We start from the raw sequence: 14,416 nt of genomic DNA, 5'->3' as shown, positions 1-14,416 counted from the left end.
CTTAACGGGGAACCCAACCGAGGGTACGCTGCGCCAGCGCATCGCGCGCCGGGGTAAATAATTCCATCGCCATCAGACCGACGTTGCGCCCCGCCACCAGCGGCGCCCAACGGTTGGCAAACAGATGCACCAGCCCATCGGTCACGCCGATGGTGGCGGCTTTATCCCCTGCCCTGCGCGCCTGATAGCGGCACAGCAGTGGATAATGACCGACATCTTCGCCGCTGAGATGGGCGTCAGCGAGTAATTCCGCCAGGCTCATCACATCGCGCAGGCCGAGATTAAAGCCCTGCCCGGCGATCGGGTGCAGCGTCTGCGCCGCGTTGCCGACCAGCGCCAGGCGGTGCGACACCGCGCGGCTGGCGGTGGTGAGGGCCAGCGGATAGACGCTGCGCTTCCCGGCGTGGGTAATACGCCCCAGCCGCCAGCCGAATGCCTGCTGCAGCTCCTGACAAAAGCGTTCGTCAGACCAGCTCTGCACCTCATCGCGGCGCGACTGCGGATGACACCACACCAGCGAGCAGCGCCCTTGCGACATCGGCAGCATCGCCAGCGGGCCATGCTCGGTAAAGCGCTCGAAGGCGCGACCTTCGTGGGGCAACGCGGTGCTGACGTTAGCAATGATCGCTATCTGCTCATACGGCTGCTGCTGCCAGCTGATGCCGCAGCGGGCGCCCAGTGCCGAACGGGAACCGTCCGCCGCCACCAGCAGCTTACCGTTAATGATTTCGCCGCCCTCAAGCGTAAGGCTGACGCTCTCCTGGCTGCGACTGACCGCTTCCACTTTCGCCGGACAGTGCAGCGTGACGCCTGGCGCCTCGCGCAGCAGACCAAACAGCCGCTGGCCGACATCGTGGAGTTCAACCACCTGGCCCAGCGCCGACAGGCCATAATCCGCGGCCGCCAGATTCACAAACCCGGCATGACCGCGGTCGCTGACGTGTACTCGCTGGATGGGCGTCGCGCGTTCGGCGAGGCGTTGCCAGATACCGATACGCGCCAGCTGCTGGCAGGTGCCCGCAGCCAGGGCGATCGCCCGGTCGTCAAAGCCAGGGTGGCGTGACGAATGCGGATCCTGCGCTTCAATGAGGTGGACCGGCAGCGCGCCGCCGGTCAAACGGGAGATGGCCAGCGCGAGCGTCGCCCCGGTCATCCCGCCGCCGACGATCAGCACGCTCATGACTGGCGCGCCGCCGCCATCAGCGCCTCGATCTCATCCGCCTTCTTCACCACGCCGGCGGTGAGATTTTCGTTACCGTCTTCGGTAATCACGATGTCATCTTCAATACGGATGCCGATGCCGCGATACTGCGCCGGCACGTCGGCATCGGTGGCGATATACAGTCCCGGCTCGACGGTCAGCACCATTCCCGGCTCCAGGACGCGCGAACGGTCGGTGTCGTAATTACCGACATCGTGCACATCCAGACCCAGCCAGTGGCTCAGGCCATGCATAAAGTACGGGCGGTGGGCGTTGTTGGCGATAAGCTCGTCAATCTCGCCTTTCAGGATCCCCAGCCGCACCAGGCCGGTAATCATAATGCGCACCACTTCCTGGTTGACCTGACAGATCGAGGTGCCCGGCCGATAGAGTTTCAGCGCGGTCTCCAGCGATTCGAGCACAATGTCGTAGATCTCGCGCTGCGGCTGGGTAAATTTACCGTTTACCGGGAAGGTGCGGGTAATGTCCCCGGCATAGCCGCGATACTCGCAGCCGGCGTCAATCAGGACTAAATCGCCGTCGCGCAGTTCAGATTCGTTTTCGGTGTAGTGCAGAATACAGCCGTTTTCGCCGCCGCCAACGATGGTGTTATAGGAGGGGAAACGTGCCCCGTGGCGGTTGAATTCATGGAGAATTTCACCTTCCAGCTGATATTCGAACATGCCAGGGCGGCATTTTTCCATCGCCCGGGTATGGGCCAGCGCGGTGATCTCCCCGGCGCGGCGCATCACGGCAAGCTCTTCCGCGGATTTAAACAGGCGCATCTCATGCACAATGGGCCGCCAGTCGATAACCGAGTTCGGCGCCTGCAGATTCTGGCGCGAGCCTTTGCGCAGTTTTTCGAGGGCGTTGAACACAATCTCATCGGCATAGGCATATTCACCCTGGGCGAAGTAGATCGCGTCCAGACCGTTGAGCAGCTGATACAGCTGCTGGTTGATTTCGCTGAACGCCAGCGCCCGGTCGACGCCAAGCTTCGCCGGCGCGGCCTCCTGGCCCAGACGGCGTCCAAACCAGATCTCAGCGGTCAGATCGCGAACCCGGTTGAACAGCACGCTATGGTTGTGGGTTTCATCGCTTTTAATCAACACCAGCAGCGCTTCCGGTTCGTTAAAGCCGGTGAAGTACCAGAAATCGCTGTTCTGCCGGTAGGGATATTCCGAATCTGCACTGCGCACCGCTTCCGGTGCGGCGAAAATCAGCGCCGCGCTGCCTGGCTGCATCTGCGCCAACAGCGTCTGGCGACGCGATAGAAATTCCTGCTGAGTCATGACGCCCCCTGAACGAATTTTAGTTAGTGTAATGTCGGTTTGCGGACTTCCGGTGCGGTTGGCTGCTGACGGGCAAAGGTGTCGTGGCACAGCAGTGCGGCAACGCGGACATACTCGATAATCTCCTCCAGAGACATCTCCAGCTCTTCCTGATCTTCGTCTTCATCGTAGCCCAGCTGGGCAATATTACGCAGATCGTCAATCGCTTCCCCGGTTTCATCCTTCACTTTATCCAGCTTCGGCTGGCTAACGCCAAGACCAAGCAGGAAGTGGTTGACCCAACCGGCGAGGGCGTCGGCACGGTCAAAGACGCTCACCGCATCGCCTTCCGGCAGATACAGTTGAAAGAGGAAACCGTCGTCATCCAGTGAATCGCTGATGGCGGAATGCATGTTACGCAGCGCCTGAGCCAGTTCATGGCCAAAGGCGAGACCTTCGTTGGTCAGGTCGTGCACCAGCGGCTGCCAGCTGCTGTCCGTATTGCCGCCGCACAGCAATCCGCTGATCAAACCGTGCATTTCGGCCGGGGTGAGACCTACCCCTTGTTGGTTCAGTAACTGGTCTACATCGTTGTAACCAGGCATTTCGTTCTGTATAGACATGCGCATTCGTCATCGTTGGGAGGAATATTCATGGTATGCTACCACTTTGGACCCTGGTGAACCAGAATAGGGCTTGTATCTTCGCACCAGGGTAGCTATAGTGTCGCCCCTTCGCAGACCCGGGCCAGGGTGTGAAGGCAGCGCAGTCAATCAGCAGGAAGGTGGCATGTCTGCACAACCCGTAGATCTCCAAATTTTCGGCCGTTCACTGCGAGTGAATTGCCCGCCTGAACAAAGGGATGCCCTGAATCAGGCAGCTGAAGACCTTAATCAGCGGTTGCAAGATTTAAAAGAACGCACTAGAGTCACAAATACTGAGCAGCTGGTCTTCATCGCGGCGTTGAACATCAGCTATGAGTTGACTCAGGAAAAAGCGAAGACCCGCGACTACGCTTCCAGCATGGAGCAGCGCATTCGCATGCTTCAGCAGACCATCGAACAAGCATTGCTTGAGCAGGGTCGCATAAGCGAAAAGCCAGGGTCGAAGTTTGAATAACACTTTGCAGTTAACTGTGTTAGAGTAATCGCAAGAACAAAATTTCTCTGAGATGTTTGCAAGCGGGCCAGTCCCCTGAGCCGATATTTCATACCACAAGAATGTGGCGCTCCACGGTTGGTGAGCATGCTCGGTTCGTCCGAGAAGCCTTAAAACCGTGACGACACATTCACCTTGAACCAAGGGTTCAAGGGTTACAGCCTGCGGCGGCATCTCGGAGATTCCCTTCTTTACTTCGCATCATCCCCCATACGTGTTTTCGGCTGAAGCCGCCCTGTATTACACTTGCTCCTATTGTTTCGCCAGCTCGTAACGAGACCTGCATGACTATACAGACCGATACCCTGCTCTCCCGTCAGCATATTCGCCAGCAGATCCGCGATCGTCGACGCGCACTCAGCCCGGAGCAACAGCGCCTGTTTGCCCAACAGGCCGCCGAGCGGATGATGGCCTGGCCGCCGGTAGTTCTCGCCCACAACGTGGCGCTGTTTCTCTCCTTTGACGGCGAGCTGGACACCCAGCCGCTGATCGACCAGCTCTGGCGCGCCGGCAAGCGGGTATATCTCCCGGTGCTGCATCCCTTTAGCCCCGGCAATCTGCTGTTTTTACACTACCATCCGCAGAGCCAACTGATCGTGAATCGCCTGAAGATCCGCGAACCGAAGCTCGATGTGCGGGATGTGCTGCCGCTGGCTGAACTCGATGTGCTGGTGACCCCGCTGGTGGCCTTCGATGTCAGTGGCCAACGGCTGGGAATGGGCGGCGGTTTTTACGACCGGACGCTGCAAAACTGGCAGCAGTATCGCCTGCAGCCGGTGGGCTACGCGCACGACTGCCAGCAGGTGGATAGCCTGCCGAGCGAAGAGTGGGATATCCCGCTGCCGGCGGTCATCACCCCGGGAAAAACCTGGTGTTGGTAGGTACGCGGGGACGAGAAATTCAGCCTGGAAAGTATTAACAAAAAAACGGGCAGGTACGCGACCTGCCCGAGAGGCAAAAATGATTAGAACAGCAGACGGGCGCGGATAGTCCCCGGGATCGCTTTCATTGCCTGCAGCGCCTGCTGGGCAACATCTTCTTCCGCTTCAATATCAATCACCACGTAGCCCATCTGCGGCGACGTTTGCAGATACTGGGCGGCAATGTTGATGCTCTGCGCGGCGAAGATTTGGTTGATTGCGGTCAGGACGCCCGGCCGGTTCTCATGGATATGCAGCAGACGACGGCCGCCGTGCAGCGGTAGAGAAACTTCCGGGAAGTTAACTGCCGACAGGGTTGACCCGTTGTCAGAGTATTTCGCCAGCTTGCCAGCTACTTCCAGACCGATGTTCTCCTGCGCTTCCTGAGTGGAGCCACCGATATGCGGTGTGAGGATCACGTTATCAAACTCGCACAGCGGCGAAGTGAAGGGGTCGCTGTTGGTCGCAGGTTCAGTCGGGAAGACGTCGATAGCCGCCCCGGCCAGATGCTTACTGGCCAGCGCATCGCATAGCGCCGGAATGTCCACCACGGTACCACGGGAAGCGTTGATCAGCAGCGCGCCCGGCTTCATCAGCGCCAGTTCTTCCGCGCCCATCATATTTTTGGTAGAGGCGTTTTCCGGCACGTGCAGGCTGACCACATCGCTCATGTTCAGCAGGTCGGAGAGATGCTGTACCTGAGTGGCGTTGCCGAGCGGCAGTTTGTTTTCAATATCATAGAAGAAGACGTGCATTCCCAGCGATTCCGCCAGAATGCCAAGCTGGGTACCGATGTGGCCGTAACCGATGATGCCCAGCTTTTTACCACGCGCTTCGAAGCTGCCGACCGCCTGCTTGTTCCACACCCCGCGGTGCGCTTTGGCGTTGGCTTCCGGCACGCCGCGCAGCATCAGCAGCAGTTCGCCGATCACCAACTCGGCCACCGAGCGGGTGTTAGAGAACGGCGCGTTAAACACCGGAATACCGCGCTTCGCAGCGGCGTTCAGATCGACCTGGTTGGTCCCGATGCAGAAGCAACCGACGGCAACCAGTTTTTCCGCTGCGGCGAAAATCTCTTCAGTCAGATGGGTACGGGAACGCAGGCCGATGAAATGGGCATCACGGATCGACGCTTTCAGCTGTTCTGAATCCAGCGCGCCTTTATGAAATTCAATGTTGGTGTAACCCGCTGCGCGAAGGCTATCGATTGCCTTTTGATGCACACCTTCAACCAGCAGAAATTTAATCTTGTCTTTTTCCAGTGATACCTTAGCCATTTCCCCGTCCTGTTTTGTCTTAACTGATGTCGTGCTGAACGAAAGTTCGTCTCAGCAACATATCAAAAAAAACTATCGCGGCAATATGAACGTTTGCGTCGCCGTCCTGAAGAAATGTCATCCAGAGGGAAATCGCAGGACAAAACACCAGAAAGAGAAGAAATGGTAGCGTGTAAATCAGAATGGTTGCATAAATGTGACAGAAGTCACCAAATTGCACCTGGTGAAAAAATATTTGCGAGGGAGCCGGTCGGCTCCCTGCGGACAGACTATTTTACGATGGTCTTCACGCCGTCGGCAGTACCAATCAGCGCCACGTCGGCGCCACGGTTGGCGAACAGCCCCACGGTGACAACGCCAGGAATACCGTTGATCGCGTTTTCCAGCGCGATCGCATCGAGAATTTCCAGGCCGTGCACGTCAAGGATCACGTTGCCGTTATCGGTCACCACGCCCTGACGGTACTCTGGACGGCCGCCCAGCTTGACCAGCTGACGCGCCACGGCGCTGCGCGCCATCGGAATGACTTCCACCGGCAGCGGGAACTTGCCCAGAATATCGACCTGCTTGGAGGCGTCGGCGATGCAGATAAACTTATCCGCGACCGAGGCGATGATCTTTTCACGGGTCAGCGCCGCGCCGCCGCCTTTGATCATCTGCATATGGCCGTTGATCTCATCCGCGCCGTCAACATAGATCCCCAGGCGATCGACGCTGTTAAGATCGAAGACGGTGATCCCGAGGCTTTTCAGCTTCTCGGTGGAGGCGTCGGAGCTGGAAACCGCCCCTTCGATCTGCCCCTTCATGGTGCCCAGCGCGTCAATAAAATGGGCCGCCGTCGAGCCGGTGCCTACGCCGACAATAGTCCCTGGCTGTACATATTGCAGTGCTGCCCAACCTACCGCTTTTTTCAGTTCATCCTGCGTCATAATTCTGGTCCGAGATGTGAATGCCTGTGGCGCATTATAGAACATCGATAGTGGAAATGTCCCTGCGATGCAGATCACACAACTGAACAGACCAATTTCGTCTGTATCAAATAAAAATTTATGTCATAGTGCGAGATAACGATTAGTTATGGGGGCACGCCAGAATAATGAAACGACCGGACTACAGGACACTACAAGCGCTGGATGCGGTAATTAGGGAACGAGGATTTGAGCGCGCCGCGCAGAAGCTATGTATTACCCAGTCCGCCGTCTCACAGCGTATTAAGCAGCTGGAAAATATGTTCGGCCAGCCGCTGCTGGTGCGTACCGTGCCGCCGCGCCCCACCGAGCAAGGACAGAAACTGCTGGCTCTGTTGCGCCAGGTTGAACTGCTGGAGGAAGAGTGGCTGGGCGATGAACAAACCGGCTCTACGCCGTTGCTGCTGTCGCTGGCGGTGAACGCCGACAGTCTGGCGACCTGGCTGCTGCCGGCGCTGGCCAATGTTCTGTCAGACTCCCCTATTCGTCTCAACCTGCAGGTGGAAGATGAAACCCGCACCCAGGAGCGCCTGCGCCGTGGCGAAGTAGTGGGCGCAGTGAGTATCCAGCCGCAGGCGCTGCCAAGCTGCCTGGTGGATCAGCTGGGGGCGCTCGATTACCTGTTTGTCGCATCAAAAGAGTTTGCGCAACGCTATTTCCCGAATGGCGTGACGCGTTCGGCGCTGCTTAAGGCGCCGGTCGTCGCCTTCGACCATCTGGACGATATGCATCAGGCGTTCCTGCAGCAAAACTTCGACCTGCCGCCGGGCAGCGTCCCCTGCCACATCGTCAACTCGTCGGAAGCTTTCGTGCAGCTGGCGCGCCAGGGCACCACCTGCTGTATGATCCCGCATCTGCAGATCGAAAAAGAGCTCAACAGCGGCGAACTTATCGATCTCACCCCGGGCCTGTTCCAGCGCCGCATGCTCTACTGGCACCGCTTCGCCCCGGAAAGCCGCATGATGCGCCGGGTGACCGATGCGCTCATTGACTACGGACACAAGGTGCTGCGTCAGGATTAAACCGCGGGCATAAAAAAGCCACTTCGCTGAAGTGGCTTTTTTGTTTCTATCGCTTACTGGGCCGGTTTCGGCGTTTCCGCCGGTTTCGCCGGGGTGGCTGGAGCAGCGGCTTGCGCCGGCTGCAGCTCAAAGACTACATCGACCTGGTCGTCAAACTGGATAGTCGCCTGCTCGTAGGTTTCCTGGGCAGAAACCGGCGCAGCGTCAGCAGCCTTCATCATGCGAACCATCGGGCTCGGCTGATAGTTGGAGACATGGTAGCGCACGCTGTACACCGGACCCAGCTTGCTGTGGAAGCCTGCGGCCAGCTCCTGCGCCTGATGCACGGCGTCGTCGATCGCCGCTTTACGCGCTTTATCTTTGTAGGCGTCCGGTTGCGCAACGCCCAGCGAGACGGAGCGAATCTCGTTGAGACCCGCTTTCAGGGCGCCATCCAGCAGACCGTTGAGTTTATCCAGCTGGCGCAAGGTCACTTCCACTGTGCGCACCGCGCGATAGCCTTTCAGAATGCTTTTCCCGTTCTGATAGTCGTAATCAGGCTGGGTACGCAGATTCGCCGAGTTGATGTCCTTTTTAGCAATACCGCTCTTTTCGAGGAAAGAGAGATATTGCGCAACGCGATCGTCAGCCTGTTTTTTTGCCGACGCGGCGTCTTTTGCCGACACGTTCACTTCGATCGCCAGGGTGGCGATGTCCGGAACCGCGGCAACGCTTGCTGTGCCTGAAGTCACAATGTGCGGGCCATCCGGCAATTCGCTGGCCTGTGCCGCCATCGTGGTCAATCCGAGTGTTGCCGCCAGGGCTAAGACTTTTAACTTCACTGTCGTTTCTCCATGTTACTTAAATCGCCCTTACGGGACGCATGCCAGCAAGCTTAGCGCGTACAGCAGGAAAGTCCATCGGACAACGCTTAGTTAAGCAACGCCTGGATATGGCTGACGCCTTCTCTTGCCAGCTGAAACGCAATAAACCACATGACGGCGCCGACCACAATATTGATGATCCGCTGGGCTCTGGCGGTACGCAGTCGCGGCGCCAGCCAGGCGGCTAACAGCGCCAGGCCAAAGAACCACAGGAAAGAGGCGCTAATGGTCCCTAGCGCAAACCAGCGCTTCGGCTCCACCGCCAGCTGACCTCCCAGACTGCCTAACACCACAAAGGTGTCCAGATAAACGTGCGGGTTAAGCCAGGTCACCGCCAGCATGGTGATGATGATTTTCCAGCGCCCCTGCTGCATTACCTCTGCATTGGCGAGTTCAAGACTCTGACTGAACGCCGTTTTCAATGCGCCGAAGCCATACCACAGCAAAAAGGCCACGCCGCCCCAGGTCACTAGCGCCAGCAGCCACGGGGATTGCATCAGCAGTGCGCTACCGCCGAAAATGCCAGCGCAGATTAACAGCAAGTCGCTGACCGCGCATAGCAGGGCAATCATCAGATGATACTGACGACGGATCCCCTGATTCATCACAAAGGCATTTTGTGGGCCAAGCGGCAATATCATAGCCGCTCCCAGGGCAAGCCCCTGAAAGTAATAAGTAAACATAAGGATTTATCCGCTGAGTTCGAGAGTGGCGCTGACTATAGCGTGAATGAATTATTAGCGGAAATTTAAATAATTAATCATTAATTAGAACAACTAATGATGAGCTATTGAAAAAGGCCGGCATGGCCGGCCTGAGTTATTGAGAGGCGGTTTACTCTGCTTTTTCCGGCAGGCGCACCACATGAACATCCATCTGCGGGTAAGGGAAGCTGATGCCGTTGGCGTCAAATTCACGCTTGATACGCTCGAGGATATCCCAGTAGACGTTTTGCAGATCGCTGCTTTTGCTCCACACGCGCACCACGAAGTTCACCGACGAGGCGCCGAGTTCGTTCAGACGAACGGTCATTTCCCGATCGCGCAGAATTCGATCGTCAGATTCGATAATCGAGGTCAGCAGCTGCTTTACCTTGTCGATATCAGCATCGTAAGCGACGCCGATAATAAACTCATTGCGACGCGCAGGCTCCCGGGAGAAGTTAATGATATTGCCGGCGATGATTTTCCCGTTCGGGACCACCACTACCTTACCGTCCGCGGTACGCAGGGTGGTGGAGAAAATCTGCACGTTCAACACCGTACCTGCCACGCCGCCAAGGTCGACATACTCGCCAGCGCGGAACGGGCGGAACATCACCAGCAGTACGCCTGCGGCAAGGTTCGACAGCGATCCCTGCAGCGCTAAACCCACCGCCAAACCGGCAGCACCCAGCACCGCAATCACCGAGGCGGTCTGCACGCCTACCCGCCCCAGGGCGGCAATCAGCGTAAAGGCGATAACCGCATAGCGCACCAGCGCAGAGAGAAAATCGGCCACGGTAGCGTCAATTTTACGCGCCAGCATCAGGCGGTTGACGGTATTAGAGACGACGCGCGCCACGATCATCCCGACGATCAGGATAGCGATAGCCGCGACGATGTTGACGGCATAGCTCAGCAGCAGCTCCTGGTTGCGTGCCAGCCACGTCCCGGCGTGGTTGATGCTATCGACAACGTTCAAATCTTCCATTTAACATTCCTTATGAATCCCCTGGGGGGAAGTAAATAACTCAGCCTGCGACAGGGCAGTCAGGTTATAGGGTAAACAATAAGTGCACGTTTTGCCAAATGGATCACAGTTTTCTGCCGCGCTATCCTGTTGTTAAGATAATAAAAAAGCCCGCATTGCTGCGGGCTTCCGGGTAAGAAACAGATTTTTCTTACAGAACGTCGATCGCGTTCAGCTCTTTAAATGCCTGCTCCAGACGAGTCACCATGGAAGTCTGGGCAGCACGCAGCCATACGCGCGGGTCGTAGTATTTCTTGTTCGGCTGGTCTTCGCCTTTCGGGTTGCCCAGCTGGCCCTGCAGGTAAGCTTCGTTCGCTTTGTAATACTGCAGGATACCGTCCCAGGTTGCCCATTGGGTGTCGGTATCAATGTTCATTTTCACCACGCCGTAGCTGACGGAGTCTTTAATTTCCTGAGCGGAAGAACCGGAACCGCCGTGGAACACGAAGTTCAGGCTGTTGTGCGGCAGGTTGTGTTTCTTGGAAACATATTCCTGAGAGTCGCGCAGGATGGTCGGGGTCAGAACTACGTTACCTGGTTTGTACACGCCGTGTACGTTACCGAAGGAAGCGGCGATGGTGAAACGCGGGCTGATTTTGCTCAGCTCGGTGTAGGCGTAATCCACGTCTTCCGGCTGGGTGTACAGGGCGGAAGCGTCCATGTGGCTGTTATCCACGCCGTCTTCTTCACCGCCAGTGCAGCCCAGTTCGATTTCCAGGGTCATGCCCATTTTGGCCATGCGCGCCAGGTACTTAGAGCAGATCTCGATGTTTTCGTGCAGGGACTCTTCAGACAGGTCGATCATGTGGGAAGAGAACAGCGGTTTGCCAGTAGCGGCGAAGTGTTTTTCACCGGCGTCCAGCAGGCCGTCGATCCACGGCAGCAGTTTCTTCGCGCAGTGGTCAGTGTGCAGGATAACCGGCACGCCGTAGTGTTCAGCCATCTGGTGCACGTGGTGGGCGCCAGAGATAGCGCCGAGGATAGCAGCACCCTGAGGAACGTCAGTTTTCACGCCTTTACCTGCGATGAACGCTGCGCCGCCGTTAGAGAACTGAACGATAACCGGAGAGCGAACTTTCGCTGCAGCTTCCAGAACGGCGTTGATGGAATCAGTACCTACGCAGTTTACCGCCGGCAGTGCAAAGTTGTTTTCTTTCGCTACCTGGAACACTTTCTGAACGTCGTCGCCAGTGATGACGCCCGGTTTTACGAAATCAAAAATTTTAGACATGTTACTTAGTCCTGTATCTGTATCTTCGACCGTTGAAGAAGGTTCGCGAGCCCTTAAGCGCGCTGAAAAACAGGCGGGTTTCCCCGCCTGAACTGAATTACTGCTTAGCGCGCTCTTCGAGCATCGCTACTGCCGGCAGGACTTTGCCTTCGACGAATTCAAGGAATGCGCCGCCGCCAGTGGAGATGTAGGAAATTTTGTCAGCGATGCCGAACAGGTCGATCGCTGCCAGGGTGTCACCGCCGCCGGCGATGGAGAAACCTTCGCTGTCCGCGATAGCGTTAGCCACGATTTCAGTCCCTTTACGGAAGTTAGGGAATTCGAATACGCCAACCGGGCCGTTCCACAGGATGGTTTTGGCGTTCTTCAGGATTTCAGCCAGTTTCTGTGCGGAAACGTCGCCAAGGTCCAGAATCTGCTCGTCATCTTTGATGTCGTTAACAGATTTCAGGGTTGCCGTTGCGGTTTCGGAGAACTCGGTCGCTACGCGAACGTCGGTCGGAACCGGGATATCGCAGGTGCCCAGCAGGCGCTTGGCTTCATCAACCAGATCTGCTTCGTACAGGGATTTACCGACGTTGTGGCCCTGAGCGGCAACGAAGGTGTTAGCGATACCGCCGCCCACGATCAGCTGGTCAGCGATTTTAGACAGGGAATCCAGAACGGTCAGTTTGGTGGACACTTTAGAACCACCAACGATAGCGACCATCGGACGAGCTGGCTCTTTCAGCGCTTTACCCAGCGCGTCCAGTTCAGCGGCCAGCAGCGGGCCTGCACACGCCACGTCAGCAAATTTGCCGATGCCGTGGGTGGAAGCCTGCGCGCGGTGCGCAGTACCGAAAGCGTCCATCACGAACACGTCGCACAGCGCAGCGTATTTCTTAGACAGTTCTTCGTCGTCTTTTTTCTCGCCTTTGTTGAAGCGAACGTTTTCCAGCACCACCAGTTCACCGGCAGCCACTTCCACGCCGTCCAGGTAGTCTTTAACCAGGCGTACCGGGTTGGACAGTTTGTCTTTCAGGTAATTAACAACCGGCAGCAGAGAGAATTCTTCGTTGTACTCGCCTTCGGTCGGACGACCCAGGTGAGAAGTAACCATGACTTTCGCGCCCTGCTTCAGCGCCAGTTCAATGGTCGGCAGAGATGCACGGATACGTGCGTCGCTGGTTACTTTCCCGTCTTTAACTGGTACGTTCAGATCCGCACGGATAAAAACGCGTTTACCAGCCAGATCCAGATCGGTCATCTTAATTACAGACATGGTGAATCCTCTCGTTGATTCATAAAGTTTTGTCGACGTTTACGCGTCGAACCTGAAACCAATAGCCGCCATCGCTAACGTCGTGTCGAGCATTCGGTTAGCAAAGCCCCATTCGTTATCGCACCAGACCAGCGTTTTGATCAGATGCGCGCCACTGACCCGGGTTTGCGTACCATCGACGATGGCGCTGTGCGGATCGTGGTTAAAATCTGTCGAGACCAACGGTAATTCCGTATAGTCAACTATACCATGAAATGCACCTTGTGCTGCTTTTTGCAGCAACTGGTTGACTTCACATGCTTTTACCGGTTTTTTCACCGTCACGCTCAGGTCAATTGCCGTCACGTTAATCGTCGGCACCCGCACGGCAATCGCTTCAAAACGGTCGTTAAATTGCGGAAAAATACGGGTGATCCCTGCCGCCAGTTTGGTATCCACCGGAATGATCGACTGGCTGGCCGCGCGGGTACGCCGCAGATCCGGATGATAAGCGTCAATCACCTGCTGGTCATGCATCGCCGAGTGAATGGTGGTGACGGTGCCGGACTCAATGCCATAGGCGTCATCGAGCAGTTTAATGATCGGAATAATGCAGTTGGTGGTGCAGGAGGCGTTGGAGACAATGCGATGCCCGGCGCGAAGTTCATCCTGATTTACGCCGTACACCACCGTCGCGTCGAGGTCGTTGCCGCCGGGGTGGGAAAAGAGCACTTTTTTCGCCCCCGCCTGAAGATGGGCTTCACCGTGTTCACGGCTCCCGTATACGCCGGTACAGTCAAGCACGACGTCCACCGCCAGTTCGCGCCAGGGCAGCGCCGCAATGGTCGGCTCATGCAGCAGACGGATGGCATCGTCGCCAACAAACAGCTGCTCGCGCTCCTGACGGACATCCCAGGCGAAACGGCCATGGCTGGTGTCATATTTCAATAAATGCGCGATGCCCGCGGCATCCGCCAGCTCATTGATTGCCACCACGGTGATTTCCGCACGACGCCCGGATTCATATAGAGCACGAACCACGTTGCGTCCAATGCGACCGAAGCCATTAATCGCGATGCGAATGGTCATAGATCTCCTGCAAGGCTGTCCCTGTTATGAGGTGGCTGACAGAGTAATCCAGCAACGCTCTGAGGGGAACCTTACCAGCTGCAAACTGCGACTGATTGATTAATTGTCGAACATTTAAACGACTGAAACGCTTCAGCTAGAATAAGCGAAATGAGGAATAAAAGGAATGTTTGTCCAGCGCAATAAACCAGCTATATGACTCACATCACATTTTTGCTGGAATAATTTACAACCGTATTACATGGTTCAGGAATAGCAGATACAAAAAAGCCGGGTGGCGAGATAAAAGCAAAACGGTAACCCAGGGGTTACCGTTTTGGTGTTTGCACCCTCTCCTGTGGGAGAGGGGTGGGGTGAGGGCATCAGCCCGCACCGTACCAGCGATTACAGCAGCGCTTTCGCTTTAGCGACCACGTTATCAACGGTGAAGCCGAACTCCTCGAAC

At 56.7% G+C, this 14,416-nt stretch carries 14 protein-coding genes and 1 other RNA gene; 4 read left to right on the top strand and 11 right to left on the bottom strand.

All coding sequences use genetic code 11. The annotated features are described in order from the left end of the window. Position 1 precedes the first annotated feature (1 nt). From ubiH to KHQ23_RS11235, 3 genes are read right to left on the bottom strand one after another with little or no spacing between them, the layout of a single operon-like run. Positions 2–1,180 (bottom strand): 2-octaprenyl-6-methoxyphenyl hydroxylase, encoded by a 1,179-nt coding sequence (gene ubiH, locus KHQ23_RS11245; RefSeq protein ID WP_002916482.1) that lies wholly within the window; start codon positions 1,178–1,180, stop codon positions 2–4. Continuing rightward, positions 1,177–2,493, bottom strand: a complete 1,317-nt coding sequence (gene pepP, locus KHQ23_RS11240) for a Xaa-Pro aminopeptidase (RefSeq protein ID WP_002916483.1) — start codon at positions 2,491–2,493, stop codon at positions 1,177–1,179. Before pepP ends, ubiH begins: the two co-directional genes overlap by 4 nt. 23 nt (positions 2,494–2,516) lie before the next feature. Beyond that, on the bottom strand, positions 2,517–3,095 hold the full coding sequence (locus tag KHQ23_RS11235; RefSeq protein ID WP_002916486.1) for a YecA family protein: 579 nt from the start codon (positions 3,093–3,095) through the stop codon (positions 2,517–2,519). A 166-nt stretch (positions 3,096–3,261) separates the two neighbouring features. On the opposite strand from KHQ23_RS11235, the gene zapA reads away from it, so the two are divergent. The 3 genes from zapA to KHQ23_RS11220 all read left to right on the top strand — a co-directional run bounded on the left by zapA (position 3,262) and on the right by KHQ23_RS11220 (position 4,511). Further along, a complete protein-coding gene (zapA, locus tag KHQ23_RS11230; protein WP_002916488.1) occupies positions 3,262–3,591 on the top strand; it encodes a cell division protein ZapA in 330 nt (109 codons plus the stop codon). Positions 3,592–3,632: 41 nt separating this feature from the next. Then, positions 3,633–3,816: non-coding RNA, 6S RNA (gene ssrS / locus KHQ23_RS11225), on the top strand. A gap of 98 nt (positions 3,817–3,914) precedes the next feature. Beyond that, on the top strand, positions 3,915–4,511 hold the full coding sequence (locus KHQ23_RS11220) for a 5-formyltetrahydrofolate cyclo-ligase (protein WP_014906942.1): 597 nt from the start codon (positions 3,915–3,917) through the stop codon (positions 4,509–4,511). A gap of 83 nt (positions 4,512–4,594) precedes the next feature. On the opposite strand, the gene serA is transcribed toward KHQ23_RS11220, so the two are convergent. Next, a complete protein-coding gene (serA, locus tag KHQ23_RS11215) occupies positions 4,595–5,827 on the bottom strand; it encodes a phosphoglycerate dehydrogenase (RefSeq protein WP_002916493.1) in 1,233 nt (410 codons plus the stop codon). 269 nt (positions 5,828–6,096) lie between these two features. After that, a complete protein-coding gene (gene rpiA / locus KHQ23_RS11210) occupies positions 6,097–6,756 on the bottom strand; it encodes a ribose-5-phosphate isomerase RpiA (protein WP_002916495.1) in 660 nt (219 codons plus the stop codon). Positions 6,757–6,923: 167 nt separating this feature from the next. On the opposite strand from rpiA, the gene argP reads away from it, so the two are divergent. Then, positions 6,924–7,817: a DNA-binding transcriptional regulator ArgP gene (argP, locus tag KHQ23_RS11205; protein WP_002916497.1), complete on the top strand. Its 894-nt coding sequence runs from the start codon at positions 6,924–6,926 to the stop codon at positions 7,815–7,817. Positions 7,818–7,870: 53 nt separating this feature from the next. On the opposite strand, the gene KHQ23_RS11200 is transcribed toward argP, so the two are convergent. The 6 genes from KHQ23_RS11200 to epd all read right to left on the bottom strand — a co-directional run bounded on the left by KHQ23_RS11200 (position 7,871) and on the right by epd (position 13,971). After that, positions 7,871–8,638, bottom strand: a complete 768-nt coding sequence (locus KHQ23_RS11200) for an oxidative stress defense protein (protein ID WP_002916499.1) — start codon at positions 8,636–8,638, stop codon at positions 7,871–7,873. Positions 8,639–8,727: 89 nt separating this feature from the next. Beyond that, on the bottom strand, positions 8,728–9,363 hold the full coding sequence (gene argO / locus KHQ23_RS11195) for an arginine exporter ArgO (RefSeq protein WP_004144747.1): 636 nt from the start codon (positions 9,361–9,363) through the stop codon (positions 8,728–8,730). A gap of 151 nt (positions 9,364–9,514) precedes the next feature. Beyond that, positions 9,515–10,372, bottom strand: a complete 858-nt coding sequence (locus KHQ23_RS11190) for a small-conductance mechanosensitive channel MscS (protein ID WP_002916504.1) — start codon at positions 10,370–10,372, stop codon at positions 9,515–9,517. A 190-nt stretch (positions 10,373–10,562) separates the two neighbouring features. Further along, a complete protein-coding gene (gene fbaA / locus KHQ23_RS11185; RefSeq protein WP_004144748.1) occupies positions 10,563–11,642 on the bottom strand; it encodes a class II fructose-bisphosphate aldolase in 1,080 nt (359 codons plus the stop codon). A gap of 97 nt (positions 11,643–11,739) precedes the next feature. Next, positions 11,740–12,903: a phosphoglycerate kinase gene (gene pgk / locus KHQ23_RS11180; RefSeq protein ID WP_002916508.1), complete on the bottom strand. Its 1,164-nt coding sequence runs from the start codon at positions 12,901–12,903 to the stop codon at positions 11,740–11,742. A 39-nt stretch (positions 12,904–12,942) separates the two neighbouring features. Continuing rightward, complete coding sequence (gene epd, locus KHQ23_RS11175; RefSeq protein ID WP_002916512.1) at positions 12,943–13,971, bottom strand: erythrose-4-phosphate dehydrogenase; 1,029 nt, start codon at positions 13,969–13,971, stop codon at positions 12,943–12,945. Positions 13,972–14,416: the final 445 nt, after the last annotated feature.

Source organism: Klebsiella sp. 64, from assembly GCF_018223915.1.
In the GTDB taxonomy this organism is placed as follows: Bacteria; Pseudomonadota; Gammaproteobacteria; order Enterobacterales; family Enterobacteriaceae; genus Klebsiella; species Klebsiella pneumoniae.
The sequence above is the reverse complement of the archived record's forward strand: the minus strand, read 5'-3'. Positions and strand labels throughout refer to the sequence as shown.

What these genes read in the sequence shown, in the direction of transcription:
- argO (WP_004144747.1), bottom strand. Translation starts at nt 9,363, where the DNA reads ATGTTTACTTATTACTTTCAGGGGCTTGCCCTGGGAGCGGCTATGATA.
- argP (WP_002916497.1), top strand. Translation starts at nt 6,924, where the DNA reads ATGAAACGACCGGACTACAGGACACTACAAGCGCTGGATGCGGTAATT.
- pepP (WP_002916483.1), bottom strand. Translation starts at nt 2,493, where the DNA reads ATGACTCAGCAGGAATTTCTATCGCGTCGCCAGACGCTGTTGGCGCAG.
- epd (WP_002916512.1), bottom strand. Translation starts at nt 13,971, where the DNA reads ATGACCATTCGCATCGCGATTAATGGCTTCGGTCGCATTGGACGCAAC.
- serA (WP_002916493.1), bottom strand. Translation starts at nt 5,827, where the DNA reads ATGGCTAAGGTATCACTGGAAAAAGACAAGATTAAATTTCTGCTGGTT.
- pgk (WP_002916508.1), bottom strand. Translation starts at nt 12,903, where the DNA reads ATGTCTGTAATTAAGATGACCGATCTGGATCTGGCTGGTAAACGCGTT.
- zapA (WP_002916488.1), top strand. Translation starts at nt 3,262, where the DNA reads ATGTCTGCACAACCCGTAGATCTCCAAATTTTCGGCCGTTCACTGCGA.
- rpiA (WP_002916495.1), bottom strand. Translation starts at nt 6,756, where the DNA reads ATGACGCAGGATGAACTGAAAAAAGCGGTAGGTTGGGCAGCACTGCAA.
- KHQ23_RS11235 (WP_002916486.1), bottom strand. Translation starts at nt 3,095, where the DNA reads ATGTCTATACAGAACGAAATGCCTGGTTACAACGATGTAGACCAGTTA.
- KHQ23_RS11190 (WP_002916504.1), bottom strand. Translation starts at nt 10,372, where the DNA reads ATGGAAGATTTGAACGTTGTCGATAGCATCAACCACGCCGGGACGTGG.
- KHQ23_RS11220 (WP_014906942.1), top strand. Translation starts at nt 3,915, where the DNA reads ATGACTATACAGACCGATACCCTGCTCTCCCGTCAGCATATTCGCCAG.
- ubiH (WP_002916482.1), bottom strand. Translation starts at nt 1,180, where the DNA reads ATGAGCGTGCTGATCGTCGGCGGCGGGATGACCGGGGCGACGCTCGCG.
- fbaA (WP_004144748.1), bottom strand. Translation starts at nt 11,642, where the DNA reads ATGTCTAAAATTTTTGATTTCGTAAAACCGGGCGTCATCACTGGCGAC.